The 13861-nt window shown below is 60.9% G+C and carries 10 protein-coding genes; all 10 read right to left on the bottom strand.

Annotated elements, in window-relative coordinates; all coding sequences use genetic code 11:
- Positions 1-210: 210 nt before the first annotated feature.
- Positions 211-2781 (bottom strand): glucans biosynthesis glucosyltransferase MdoH, encoded by a 2571-nt coding sequence (gene mdoH / locus KVG88_RS29195; RefSeq protein ID WP_217873436.1) that lies wholly within the window; start codon positions 2779-2781, stop codon positions 211-213.
- Complete coding sequence (locus tag KVG88_RS29190; protein ID WP_150703389.1) at positions 2774-4588, bottom strand: glucan biosynthesis protein G; 1815 nt, start codon at positions 4586-4588, stop codon at positions 2774-2776. The genes mdoH and KVG88_RS29190 overlap by 8 nt, the downstream gene beginning before the upstream one ends.
- A 321-nt stretch (positions 4589-4909) precedes the next feature.
- Positions 4910-5347, bottom strand: coding sequence for a D-aminoacyl-tRNA deacylase (gene dtd, locus KVG88_RS29185; protein WP_150703388.1), 438 nt, complete (start codon positions 5345-5347; stop codon positions 4910-4912).
- Entirely contained in the window at positions 5344-6315 is a 972-nt protein-coding gene (gene pip / locus KVG88_RS29180; RefSeq protein ID WP_150703387.1) for a prolyl aminopeptidase, read from the bottom strand. Before pip ends, dtd begins: the two co-directional genes overlap by 4 nt.
- A gap of 104 nt (positions 6316-6419) precedes the next feature.
- Positions 6420-7337, bottom strand: coding sequence for an alpha/beta hydrolase (locus tag KVG88_RS29175; RefSeq protein ID WP_217873435.1), 918 nt, complete (start codon positions 7335-7337; stop codon positions 6420-6422).
- Positions 7337-8293 (bottom strand): choline ABC transporter substrate-binding protein, encoded by a 957-nt coding sequence (locus KVG88_RS29170; RefSeq protein ID WP_150703385.1) that lies wholly within the window; start codon positions 8291-8293, stop codon positions 7337-7339. Before KVG88_RS29170 ends, KVG88_RS29175 begins: the two co-directional genes overlap by 1 nt.
- Positions 8294-8502: 209 nt before the next feature.
- Positions 8503-9306 (bottom strand): N-formylglutamate deformylase, encoded by an 804-nt coding sequence (gene hutG, locus KVG88_RS29165; RefSeq protein WP_217873434.1) that lies wholly within the window; start codon positions 9304-9306, stop codon positions 8503-8505.
- Positions 9307-9316: 10 nt separating this feature from the next.
- Positions 9317-10522: an imidazolonepropionase gene (hutI, locus tag KVG88_RS29160; protein WP_217873433.1), complete on the bottom strand. Its 1206-nt coding sequence runs from the start codon at positions 10520-10522 to the stop codon at positions 9317-9319.
- Between the two features lie 146 nt (positions 10523-10668).
- Positions 10669-12207 (bottom strand): histidine ammonia-lyase, encoded by a 1539-nt coding sequence (hutH, locus tag KVG88_RS29155; RefSeq protein ID WP_217873432.1) that lies wholly within the window; start codon positions 12205-12207, stop codon positions 10669-10671.
- A gap of 111 nt (positions 12208-12318) precedes the next feature.
- Positions 12319-13842 carry a histidine ammonia-lyase gene (hutH, locus tag KVG88_RS29150; RefSeq protein ID WP_217873431.1) on the bottom strand — a complete coding sequence of 508 codons (1524 nt, stop codon included), beginning with the start codon at positions 13840-13842 and terminating at the stop codon, positions 12319-12321.
- Positions 13843-13861 lie beyond the last annotated feature (19 nt).

The following is a 13861-nucleotide window of genomic DNA, read 5'->3' as shown; positions in this document are numbered from 1 at the left end:
GGGAGCTATTGGTGTGAACACCACAGGTCCACTTGTGGGAGCTAGCCTGCTAGCGATTAGCGGCCGCCAAGACCGCTGCGTTTAGAGGTCCTGACACCGACAGACCGGCGATCCCGGCAAAGTCCCTGGCTTGAAGTACTCATTCGTTTGCACAAAGGTTTGGGATTACTAAGGCAAAAAAAACCCCGCTGATCCGCGGGGTTTTCTTTATCAGGCCGGTTGGGCTTGCAAGCTCACCGGTCGTAGCGGCAACAGCGGCGCATGCGGGTCAGCCTTGACCGACTTGCGCCACGCACCCAGCCAATCCGGATGACCTTCGTTCCAGACCTGCTCATGCAAGCGAGCCAGTGCCACCGGATCGCTCAACAGTTGCACACGCTCGTTGTTGGTCAGGCCCTCAGGACCAACCTTCATTGCATGGCGAACCCGCTCGATCCGCAGCCACTCAATCGGCTCGGCCTGATTGTGCCGGGAGGTCGCCAGCGAGCACGCCAGGGCGTTCTGCTGTGGGTCGACCACCGAACGCACGAAGCCGTCGTTCAAGGCGTGGTAACGGTTTTCGTGGGTGTACTGGTCGGTTGCCAGCAAGGCCTGTGGCGGATTGTATTCCTCAGGGATGAGGAACAGGCTCTCGTCGCGGGACTTAAGGCCCAGACCAACACGGCTGGAGATCACCGAGACCGGGATCGACAGCATCAGCGATCCGACGATTGGCACCAGCCACCACAGGAAGCTCGGGTTCAGCCAGATCACCAGCAAGGCCCAGAAGAAGCCCAGCAAGGTTTGCGGGCCGTGGCGCTTGACCGCTTCGCTCCATGGCGTGGAGTCGTCGTCACGTTGTGGCGAGTTCCAGGTCGCAGCCCAGCCGAGGAACGCGGCCAGCACGAAGCGGGTGTGGAAAATCATCCGCACCGGCGCCAGCAGCATGGAGAACAACATCTCCAGCAGCATCGACAAGGTCACCTTGAACTTGCCACCGAACTCTTTCGCGCCCTTGGCCCAGATCAGGATGATGCTCAACAGCTTCGGCAGGAACAGCAGCACGATGGTGGTCGAGAACAGCGCGATCGCCTTGTCCGGGTGCCATTGTGGCCACAGCGGGTAGAGCTGACGCGGTTCAAGGAAGTACTGCGGTTCCATCAGCGTATTGACCGCCAACAGCGCCGTCGACAACACCAGGAAGAAGAACCACAGCGGCGCCGACAGGTAAGACATCACGCCGGTCAGGAACACCGCGCGGTGTACCGGGTGCATACCCTTGACCAGGAACAGGCGGAAGTTCATCAGGTTGCCATGGCACCAGCGACGGTCACGCTTGAGTTCGTCCAGCAGGTTCGGCGGCAGTTCTTCGTAGCTGCCCGGCAAGTCATAGGCAATCCACACGCCCCAACCGGCACGGCGCATCAGCGCGGCTTCAACGAAGTCGTGGGACAGGATCGCACCGGCGAACGCGCCCTTACCCGGCAACGGCGCCAAGGCGCAGTGCTCGATGAACGGCTTCATGCGGATGATCGCGTTGTGGCCCCAGTAGTGCGATTCGCCCAGCTGCCAGAAGTGCAGGCCGGCGGTGAACAGCGGACCGTACACACGGGTGGCGAACTGCTGCATGCGCGCATACAGGGTGTCCATGCCCGACGCACGCGGCGCGGTCTGGATAATCCCGGCGTCCGGCGTGGCTTCCATCAAGCGCACCAGACTGGTCAGGCACTCGCCGCTCATCACGGAGTCGGCGTCGAGGACGACCATGTACTTGTAGTCACCGCCCCAACGACGGCAGAAGTCGTCGAGGTTGCCGCTTTTACGTTTTACGCGACGGCGGCGGCGGCGATAGAAGATCTTGCCGAAGCCACCGGCTTCCCGGCAGACGTCCAGCCAGGCTTGCTGTTCAGCGACGCAGATATCGGCGTCGTTACTGTCGCTGAGCACGAAGAAGTCAAAACGGTCCAGATCACCCGTGGCTGCAACCGACTCGAAGGTCGCCCGCAGACCGGCGAATACACGCGGCACGTCTTCGTTGCAGATCGGCATCACCAGCGCGGTGCGCGCATCTTTCGGAATCGGCTCGTTGCCGGCGCTTTTGCCGGAGATCCGGTACTTGTCGTGACCGGTGAGCAACTCAAGGAAGCCCATCAACGCCGTCCAGAAACCGGCCGACACCCAGCAGAACAGAATCCCGAACAGAATCAGGATGCTGGTTTGCAACGCGTATGGCAGCACTTGCGTGGCGGTTTGCAGCAGCGGTTGGTGCAGGACTTCTTCAAGGTCAACGAATGACCAGCCCTGGTACGGCATGATGCCTTTCATGTACCAGCCGGCGACGATGGTCTGGCCGAGCATCAGCACCAGCAGGATATAGCGACGGATCGACCCCACGGTGCGCCAGCGCGCGGCCGGCAGGACACGTTCGTCCTTCGGCGGCTTCGGCGGGTTGGTACGACCGGTCATCCGGCGCCAGCCGCGTACCAGGATGTTGGTACGCCACGGCTCCGGCACGACCTTGGTCCGGCGAATCGGCGGAGTAGCCTTGAGGCAAACCCGACCGCTGGCGTCGAGCGCCAGCATTTCGGCGTCCTGCAACTCTTCGGCGGTGCTCAGGGTCAGGCGCTTGCCCACCGAAGCCTGGGCGGCCTCGTTCGGGGCGTCGAACGTGGAGGACGACAGGCGTTCGTGCAGTTCGCTGAAGGACTTGCAGCCCGCGAGTTCCGCGCGCTGCTGGTCGGTCATCGGCAGATGCGCCAGATACTCGGAAAGAGTTTCTGGCTGTACTTGAGAATTACTCATCGGCAGGCAACTGATAGCTCCAGGTCTCGGTCAGGACTTCTTCAGTCGGCGCCGATTCCGGTGTGGCTGGGGCCGCGTCAGCAGCGGCAGGCTGCTTGGCGTCTGTATTGGCCTTGTCCTTGGCATCTGCAACCGGCTTGGCTTCGGCCTGCTTGGCGTCGGCTTGCTTGGCTTCCTTGTCTGTTTTCTCCTGCTGCTTGGCGGCGACTTTGTCGGCCTTGGCAACGGACGAGTTCGACGCCGGGAGCGCCGATTTGGTCAGGTCAGCCGTCACGACAGGCTGCGCCAGGGCAGCACGCATTTCGGTGGACTTGCTCGGGTCCTTGATCTTCATGCGCAAGGTCAGGCGCCAGCCTTTGGTTTCAGGGTTGTAACGCACGCTGTTTTCAACGATTTCGGCGTTATCACCCACGCTGACCTGGCTGCGAACATCCGCATCGGCCGGCAATGCCGCCAGCGACGGGCCTTCGAAGTCCACCAGGTACGCCACGCTACCGTCCGGCTGACGAATCAGGTTGGACTGTTTGACGTCACCGGTGGAACGCAAGGTCTGCTTGACCCAGGCGCTGTCCGGCGCGTGAATCGAAGCTTCGTCCATGGTCCAGTGCATACGATAAGCGACATCAAGCGGCTGGCCAGGTTCCGGCAGCTTTTCCGGGCTCCAGAACGCCACGATATTGTCGTTGGTTTCGTCAGCAGTCGGAATCTCTACCAGATCGACGGAGCCCTTGCCCCAGTCGCCCTTCGGTTCGATCCAGGCGCTCGGACGCTTGTCGTAGCGGTCGTCGAGGTCTTCGTAGTGGCTGAAGTCACGACCACGTTGCAGCAAGCCGAAACCACGCGGGTTTTCGACCGAGAAGTTGCTCACGGCCAGGTGTTTCGGGTTGTTCAGTGGGCGCCAGATCCACTCGCCGTTGCCGGCGTGGATCGACAGACCGCTGGAATCGTGCAGTTCACGACGATAGTTCAGCACTTTCGACGGCTGATTGGCGCCGAACAGGTACATGCTGGTCAGCGGTGCAACGCCGAGCTTGGTGACTTTGTCACGCAGGAACATCTGTGCCTTGACGTCGACAATGGTGTCGCTGCCCGGACGCAGGGTTAGGCGATAGGCACCGGTCGCGCGTGGCGAATCCAGCAGGGCGAAGATCACCAGGTGCTTGTCGCCCGGCTTCGGCTGTTGAATCCAGAACTCGCGGAAACGCGGGAACTCTTCACCGGACGGCAACGCGGTGTCGATTGCCATGCCACGGGCGGACAAACCGTAGACGTGACCCTTGCCGACAACGCGGAAGTAACTCGCGCCGAGCATGGTCATGATTTCGTCTTGCTTGTCAGCCTTGTTGATCGGGTACAGCACACGGAAACCGGCATAGCCGAGTTGTTCAGTGGCCTTAGGATCGAATTTGAGATCGCCGAAGTCGAAGCGACTTGGGTCGTATTTGATCTCTTCGACGGTGTTCGCCGTGATTTCGTTGATTTTCACCGGCGTGTCGAAATGCATGCCCTGGTGATAGAACGACAGCTTGAACGGGGTTTTCTGGTCCGCCCATTCGGCCTTTTCAGTCAGGAAACGAATTTTCTGATAGTCCGCGAATTTCATCTCGCGGAATTCGTTCGGCAGGTTACTGCGCGGCGCTTCGTACTTCTGCCCGGCCAGCTCTTTTGCCTTGACCGATACATCATCCAGATTGAATGCCCAAAGCTGGCCGGCGCTGAACAGGCAGAGCAGAGCAGAGCCCGCTACCAGAGCGCTACGTAACCGTTTGGCAGACAATTTTGGTGCGTTACAGGGACTAACAATCACGAGCAACCCTCGCCGAAAACAGATCAAAAAACCAACGGCCAGTTAAAGGGTCTGTACGGTTACCGGTACATAAAAACCGGTCCTGCAGACCACTCTTGCCAAGTTGGCGAGCATTGTTCCGACTCCGCTGGGGCAAAATGATTCCCCAATCGGATCCAGACAAGTCTCTACCTAAGTCAAAATGGACCAACGAACGCTGATCCCCGTAGCGCGCGATTATCTAGTAGGCCGCGTTACAACGCATCAGGGGTAACAAAGTATTTATCGGGAAAAACGCCTGTTTTCAGTCGAAATACGCTTAAAAAGATGTTTCAAGCGCTTTCAGGTCTGTAACAGGAAGGTTACCGGGCCGTCATTGACCAGGTGCACCTGCATATCCGCGCCGAATCTACCTGATGCCACAGTGCCATGCACCTGTTTCGCTTTGCCTAATAAATAGTCGAAAAGCTCCTCGCCCAGGGCCGGAGGGGCGGCGGTCGAGAAACTCGGGCGCAACCCGCTCTTGGTATCGGCGGCCAGGGTGAACTGTGAGACCAGCAGCAACCCGCCGCCCACGTCCGCCAAGGACAAATTCATCTTGCCCTCGGCGTCGCTGAACACTCGATAGTTAAGCAGCTTATTGAGAAGTTTGTCGGCGCTGGCCCGCGTGTCGTCGGGCTCGACAGCCACCAGCACCAGCAGACCCTGCTCGACCGCACCCACTACCTCGCCCGCGACCTCGACGCGCGCGCCACGCACGCGCTGCAGCAAACCCTTCATGCTTCGTCAGGGGCCAGATCGAGCAGGCGTCGCGCCATCTGATCGGCGGCACGCACCAAGGCGTCGGTGATGCCCGGCTCGGAAGCGGCGTGCCCGGCGTCGCGAATGACTTGCAGCTCGCTGTTCGGCCAGGCCTGGTGCAGTTCCCAAGCGTTGTCCAATGGACAGATCACGTCGTAGCGGCCATGGACAATCACGCCGGGCAAGTGCGCGATCTTGCCCATGTCGCGAATCAACTGGTTCGGCTCAAGGAAGGCGTTGTTGGTGAAGTAGTGGCATTCGATGCGGGCAATCGACAGCGCCCGTTGAGGTTCGGAGAAACGATCGACCACCAACGGGTTCGGACGCAGGGTCGCGGTCCGGCCTTCCCACAGCGACCAGGCTTTGGCCGCGTGCATCTGGGCAATCTGATCATTGCCGGTCAGGCGTTTGTGGAAAGCATTGAGCAGGTCGTCACGCTCGTCCAACGGGATCGGCGCCACGTAGTCCTGCCAGTAATCGGGGAACAGACGGCTGGCACCGGCCTGATAGAACCACTCGATTTCCTGGGGACGGCAGAGAAAAATCCCGCGCAGGATCAGACCGTGCACGCGCTCTGGATGGGTTTGCGCATAAGCCAGTGCCAGGGTCGAACCCCAGGAGCCACCGAACAGCACCCATTTGTCGATGCCCAGGTGTTTACGGATACGCTCAAGGTCGGCGACCAGATCCCAGGTGGTGTTGTTTTCCAGGCTCGCGTGGGGCGTGGAGCGGCCGCAACCGCGCTGGTCGAAGGTGACAATGCGATACAGGTTTGGATCGAAGTACCGACGGCTCTGGGCATCACACCCGGCGCCGGGGCCGCCGTGAATGAACACCACCGGCAAACCTTCCGGTGAACCGCTTTCGTCGACATACAGCGTGTGAGTCGCGTCGACGGCCAGATCGTGCCGGGCGTGGGGTTTGATCTGCGGGTACAAAGTCTGCATTGCGCGCTCCGTAAGGGGTCGAGGTCATCCCTGTGGGGACTTCTATTATTCTGCCGTTGGGCATCATAAACCCGATTTACGTCAATGAGCATGCCCTTGCAGGGTCAGAGTTTTTCCGCGAGATACCTGAGCAGCGTTTCGTACAACGCATCCACCTCGGCAGCCTGCCCCCGCGCTCGCAAACAACCGTGTATCAACCCTTCGCCGTAGTACAAGGTCGCCGTCACACCGGCGGCGTTCAGGCGCTCGGCGTAAAGCATGCCGTCATCGCGCAACGGATCGAATTGCGCCACGGCAATCCATGCCGGTGGCAGCCCACTGAAATCCGTGGCCAAGAGCGGCATCGCGTAAGCGCCCGGCTTTGCCGTGCCACGCAAGTACAATGCGTGGTAACAATCCAGATCACTGCTGCTGAGCAACGGTGCGTCAAAACATTCACTGCGCGACGCTAAACGGTGATCGCCACCCAGCCCCGGGTAGATCAGAACCTGCGCCGCCGGCAACGGCTCACCGGCATCGCGTAAGGCCAGGCACAGCGCAGCCGCAAGATTGCCGCCGGCGCTGTCACCCGCCACCAGCGTACGTCCTGGGTCCAGTTGAAAGGGCCCCGTGCGTAGCGCCCGCCAGACTTTCAGGCAATCGTCGAACGCCGCCGGAAACGGATGCTCGGGCGCCAGACGGTAATCGACGGCGATCACCATCACGCCCAGTGTCGAGGCCAATTCCGCGCAGATGAAATCATGGGAATCCAGATCCCCTACCACCCAGCCGCCGCCATGCAGGTAAACGATGCACGGAACAGCATCGGTAGACGATGAGACCGGCGGTTGGTATGACCGCACCGCCACTCCGGCCAATTCAAAATCGACGACATAAAGCCCGGCGGGACGTGGCGGAGTAAATGCCCGGCACATCTCGCTGTAGGCCTGGCGCAATCCATCCAGGCTGCTTTCGGTGCTGTTGAAGCTCAGGGTTTTGTCGACGAACGCCGAAAGTTGTTCGGATAAAGGATAGGTCGCCATCAGTTTTTCAGGCTCGCCTGAACCGTGGCCACGCCGTCCTTGCCATCGAAACTGCTGACACCGGCCAGCCAGCGCTGCAGATCTTGCGGATGGTCACGCAGCCATTTTTTCGCGACATCCTGAGGCGTCTGGCGCTCCATGATCGGCACCATCAACTGGCTTTCCTGGGCAGCGGTGAAGGTCAGGTTTTCCAGCAGACGATTGACGTTCGGGCAGCGCTGGGCGTAATCCGGCGCGGTCACGGTGGAGACTGTCGCAGCGCCTTCATTCGGACCATAAACGTCTTCGCTGCCGGTCAGATAGTCGATCTTCATGTTGATGTTCATCGGGTGCGGCGTCCAGCCGACGAACACCACGAACTCCTTGCGATTCACCGCGCGCTGAACGGCGGCAAGCATACCGGCTTCACCGGACTCGATCAGTTTGAAGTCCTTGAGGCCAAAATGATTGGTTTCGATCATGGTCTTGATCGTGGTGTTGGCGCCGCTGCCCGGCTCGATACCGTAAATCTTGCCGCCGAGCTGGTCTTTGAATCTGGCGATGTCGGCGAAGGTTTTCAGACCGGCCGCTGCCACATAGTCAGGAACGGCGAGCGTGGCCTGGGCGTCCGCCAGGCTTGGTTTGTCCATCACCTTGACCTGATTGGCCGCCACGAAGGGTGCGATGTTCTTGTCCATCGCCGGCTTCCAGTAACCGAGGAAGATGTCCAGGCGCTTGTCGCGGATGCCGGCGAAGATGATTTGCTGCACGGCGCTGGTTTGCTTGCTTTCGTAGCCGAGGCCGTTGAGCAACACATCGGCCATGCCGCTGGTGGCGATCACGTCGGTCCAGTTGACCACGCCCATGCGTACGGTTTTACAGGACGCGTCATCAGCGGCCATGGCGCCGGCGCTCAACAGAGCGGTACCGCAGAAGATTGAGAGACAGCGGGTGAACAGACCTTTGGGGCTTGTCATAGGGAGCATTCTCGTGCGGCAGCGGATTATTGTCGGCCGGTGTCTTTGTGCACCGTGGGCAGAACATTACGCAGCAGACGAGCGGTAAAAGCGAACTGTGGCGACTGAGATTTGCACAGAGGCGACAAAAAAGATCGCAGCCTTCGGCAGCTCCTACATGGCATTGCGAACACCTGTGGGAGCTGCCAAAGGCTGCGATCTTTTGATCTTCAGCGTTGGTGGTGTTTTTGACCCCAAGCCAACAACCCTTGCAGCAATTCCTTCAACACCACCCGCGTCGGCTCCGCCAGATCCGGCCGATAACGGAACGGCTCAAACTCTTCCATGTACGTGCACTGCCCCAGTTCCAGCTGCACCGCATGAATGTTTTCTGCCGGGTTACCGTAATGCCGGGTGATGTGGCCGCCCTTGAAGCGCCCGTTGAGCACATGGCTGTAGTCCGGATGCCCGGCACAGATCGCTTCCAGTTGCGTGGCAAGCAGTGGATCGCAACTGGCGCCGTTGAACGTGCCGAGGTTGAAGTCCGGCAGCTTGCCGTCGAACAGGTGCGGAATGATCGAGCGGATCGAGTGCGCATCGAACAGCAGCGCATAGCCGAACTCGGCTTTCAGGCGCGCCAGTTCGTTTTGCAAAGTGTTGTGATACGGCGTCCAGATCTGCTCAAGATAGGTTGCGCGTTCGTCTTTCGACGGCTCCAGCCCTTCGCGGAACAACGGTATGCCGTCGAACAGCGTGGCCGGGTACAGGCCGGTGGTCGCCCCCACGTACAAAGGCTTGTCGTCGGACGGCCGGTTAAGATCGATGACGAACCGCGAGTACTCGGCGGCCAGGGTGCTGGCGCCCAGTTCGGCGGCGAAGTCGTAAAGCTGCGGGATGTGCCAGTCGGTGTCCGGCAGGCTTTTCGCGTCGGGAATCAGCCCGGCTTCAACCGCAGGTGTCAGGCGCACACCGGCGTGAGGCATGCTGATCAGCAGCGGTACGCGGCCTTGTTTGAAATTCAGAACCTTATCCACAACTGCTCTCCTACAGACTCGTTTCGACGCCGTGGCGCACGACGCGTTTTTCCAGGTCGCCGCCCAACCAGTAACACAGGTCGGCCGGACGATCGATTTGCCAGGCGACGAAATCCGCCACCTTGCCGGCCTCCAGCGAACCGTGGGTGTCAGCCATGCCCAAGGCCGTGGCAGCGTGAATCGTCGCGCCGGCCAGGGTTTCTTCCGGGGTCATGCGGAAACAGGTGCACGCCATGTTCAGCATCAGGCGCAACGACAGCGCCGGCGAGGTGCCCGGGTTAAGGTCGCTGGCGATGGCAATTTTCACGCCGTGCTTGCGCAGGGCTTCCATCGGCGGCAATTGGGTTTCGCGCAGGAAGTAGAACGCGCCGGGCAACAGCACCGCGACCGTGCCGGATTTCGCCATGGCAATGGCGTCGTCCTCGGTCATGAATTCCAGGTGATCGGCGGACAGCGCGTGGTAACGCGCCGCGAGGCTGGAACCGTGCAGCGACGACAATTGCTCGGCGTGCAGCTTCACCGGCAAACCCAGTTCCTGAGCAGTAATGAAGACGCGCTCGACCTGCTCGGGCGAGAACGCCAGGTATTCGCAAAATGCATCCACCGCATCCACGAGTCCTTCGGCGGCCAGCGCTGGGAGCATGTCGGCGCAGATGTGATCGATGTAGTCGTCGGCGCGATCCTTGTATTCGGGTGGCAAGGCGTGAGCGGCCAGGCAAGTGGCGCGCACGCTGACTGGCAGTTCGGCACCGAGGCGGCGGGCCACGCGAAGCATCTTGCGTTCGTTGGCCAGGTCCAGACCGTAGCCGGACTTGATTTCGATGCTGGTGACGCCATCGCGCATCAGGCTTTTCAGACGTTTAGCGGCGCTGACGAACAGCTCGTCCTCACTTGCAGCACGGGTGGCACGTACGGTGCTGGCGATGCCACCCCCGGCAGCGGCAATTTCCGCGTAGCTGACGCCTTGCAGGCGCTGCTCGAATTCACCGCTGCGGTTACCGCCGAACACCGTGTGGGTGTGGCAGTCGATCAGGCCCGGCGTAACCCAGGCCCCGTTCAAATCGTTGACGGCCGGGTACTCGCCCGCCGGCAGTTCAGCGCGCGGGCCGATCCACTCGATGAGCGCACCGGACGTCACGATCGCCGCGTCCTCGATGATCGAGTAGACACCTTGCGCCATGGTTGCGACGTGGCAGTGTTGCCAGAGGGTTTTCATCCCTTAGTCTCCACAAAATTCAAAATCTGATCGCGCTCCCACAGGGTATGCATTCCTCTGTAGGAGCTGTCGAGTGCAACGAGGCTGCGATCTTTAAATGCAAGATCAAAAGATCGCAGCCTGCGGCAGCTCCTACAGGGGATCCATTAAAGGCTAGGCAGCAACTTGGCCGCGATCAGTTCGTTCAGGCAACGCGACGCCAACAACTCGCTGGCCGCATTGATGTCCGGTGCAAAGAACCGGTCCTTCTCATAAAACGGCACTTCTTTACGCAGAATGGCGCGAGCCTTTTCCAGCTTCGTCGACGTCTTCAGACCGTTGCGCAGGTCCAGGCCCTGCACCGCCGCCAGCCATTCCACCGCGAGAATCCCGCGTGTGTTCTCGGCCATTTCCCACAGACGCTTGCCCGCAGCCGGAGCCATCGACACATGGTCTTCCTGGTTGGCGGAGGTCGGCAGGCTGTCCACCGAATGCGGATGGGACAGGGCCTTGTTCTCGCTGGCCAGTGCGGCAGCGGTCACTTGGGCGATCATGAAGCCGGAGTTAACGCCTCCATTGGCCACCAGGAACGGCGGCAGTTGCGACATGTGTTTGTCCATCATCAGCGAGATACGGCGCTCGCTCAGGGAGCCGATTTCAGCGATGGCCAACGCCATGTTGTCTGCGGCCATGGCCACCGGCTCGGCGTGGAAGTTACCGCCGGAAATCACGTCGCCTTCAGCCGCGAAAACCAACGGGTTGTCGGAGACCGCGTTGGCCTCGACGGCCAGCACTTCGGCCGCCTGACGGAACTGGGTCAAGCACGCGCCCATGACTTGCGGCTGGCAGCGCAGGGAGTACGGGTCTTGCACCTTCTCACAGTTTTCATGGGAGTCAGAGACTTCGCTGCGCTCGCCCAGCAGATCGCGGTAAGCGGCAGCGGCGTCGATCTGGCCTTTCTGGCCACGGGCAGCGTGGATGCGCGCGTCAAACGGCGAGCGCGAGCCCAATACCGCTTCAACGGTCAGGCCACCGAGAGCCAGGGCGCCGGCGAACAAGTCTTCGCCTTCGAACAGACCACGCAGGGCAAACGCGGTGGATACTTGCGTGCCGTTAAGCAGCGCCAACCCTTCTTTCGCGGCCAGGGTCAGCGGGGTCAGACCGGCGACTTTCAGCGCTTCGGTGGCTTCCATCCACTCGCCTTTGTAACGCGCCTTGCCTTCGCCCAGCAGTACCAGCGACATGTGGGCCAGTGGCGCCAAGTCACCGGAAGCACCTACCGAACCTTTCAGTGGAATGTGCGGGTAAACCTCGGCGTTGATCAGGGTGATCAGCGCGTCGATCACCACCCGGCGGATGCCGGAGAAACCACGGCTCAGGCTGTTGACCTTGAGCACCATGATCAGCCGCACCAGGTCATCGCTGATCGGTTGACCGACACCGGCAGCGTGGGACAGCACCAGCGAGCGCTGCAGGTTTTCCAGGTCTTCGCTGGCGATGCGGGTCGAGGCCAGCAGGCCGAAACCGGTGTTAATGCCGTAAGCGGTGCGGTTCTCGGCGAGGATCTGTTCCACGCAGGCAACGCTGGCTTCGATCTGCGCCGAAGCGCTGTTGTCGAGGGTCAGTTTCACCGCTTGCTGATACACGTCACGCAGTTGAGCGAGGGTCAGTTGGCCGGGGATCAAATTAAGCGCAGTCACGTTCATTCTCCTTTTGAGAGTTTTTATTAACTAACCAGACGCTCCGGAGATGTCCGTTGTCCGTCGCTTCCCACCTTTTGGGGGGCTGGCGCCTTGGCACGCTGGCTTATGTAGAAATCAGTTCAGGTTCGGCAATGTCTTGTGCAGCAAATTTGCTTCTTTCAACACACCGGCAGCGGCGGCAATGTCCGGCGCCAGCCAGCGATCCTGATCGTAGGCCGGCACCCGCTCACGCAGCAGACGCCATGCGGCATCGGTGCCCGCGCCAAAACGTTGTTCTTTCAAGAATTCAAACGCCTGGGCCGCCAACAAGTATTCGATGGCGAGGATCTGCGTGCAGTTTTCCAGGGCGCGGTGCAGCTTCAGCGCGGCGTTGGTCCCCAGGCTCAGGTGGTCTTCCTGCAAGCCCGAAGTCACGTAGTTATCCAGCACAGCCGGTTGCGCCAGCTGACGGTTTTCCGCACACAGCGAAGCGGCGACGTATTGCACGATCATCATCCCGGAATTCACCCCGGGGTTGGCCACCAGAAATGCCGGCAGACCGCTGACGTGCGGGTTGATCAAACGGTCCAGGCGACGCTCGGCGATGGAGCCGATTTCCGCCATGGCGATGGCCAGCAGGTCCGCTGCCATGGCCACGGACTGGCCGTGCGGGTTGGCTTGGGAAACGACGCGGTAGTTGTCCGCGGTGCCCAACACCAATGGGTTATCGGTGGCGCTGTTGAGTTCGGTTTCGATCTGCTTGATCGCATGCACCAGCTGATCGCGCGCGGCGCCGTGCACCTGCGGGATCGAGCGGATGCTCAGGGCGTCCTGAGTGCGGATGCCTTTGCTCTGGGCGATCACTTCGCTGCCGTCGAGCAAGGCGCGCAGGTTGATGCCAACCTGCTGCATGCCAGGGTGCGGCTTGAGCGCGATGATCTCGGCGTCGAACGCGTCGATCTGCCCACGCTGGGCTTCGAAACTCATGGCGCCGATCACGTCGGCCCATTCCAGCAGGCGCGTGGCGTCGGCAATTGCCAGGCAGCTCAGGCCGGTCATGCACGGCGTGCCGTTGACCAGGCACAAGCCATCTTTGGCACCCAGCTTGACCGGTTGCAGACCTTCTTCGGCCAGCGCCTGTTGCGCGGAAACAACTTGCCCGCGATAGCTGACATTGCCGACGCCCAACAGCGCGATGCCGATGTGCGCCATGTGAGTCAGGTAGCCCACGGAACCCTGGGACGGTACTTGCGGGGTGATGCCACGGTTGAGCAGCGCCAGCAGTGCTTCGACCACCTGACGATGCAGGCCGGATTTGCCATGGCTGTAGTTGACGACGGCGGCGCACATGATCGAGCGCGTCTGCTCGTCGGGCAATGGCGCGCCTACGCCGCAGGCATGGCTGAGCAAGGTGTTGCGCGACAATTGGCTGAGTTGTTCATCCTGCAGCGAGACGTTGCACAGCGCGCCCAGGCCGGTGTTGATGCCGTAGGCACGTTCACCGCTGGTGACGATACGCTGGACGATGGCCTGAGCGTTTTCGATGCGCGCCCAGATCGGCGCCGACAGTTCGAGCTGTGCGCCATCGCGGGCCACGGCGACCACGTCCTGCCAGGTGACCTGCGCTTGGGTGATAACGATTTTTTCAGCCTGGGACATCTTTAACCTCATCTAAACA

The organism is Pseudomonas azerbaijanoccidentalis (assembly GCF_019145495.1).
GTDB lineage: Bacteria > Pseudomonadota > Gammaproteobacteria > Pseudomonadales > Pseudomonadaceae > Aquipseudomonas > Aquipseudomonas azerbaijanoccidentalis.
Note: the sequence above shows the minus strand (reverse complement) of the source record. Positions and strands in the feature narration are given on the sequence as shown.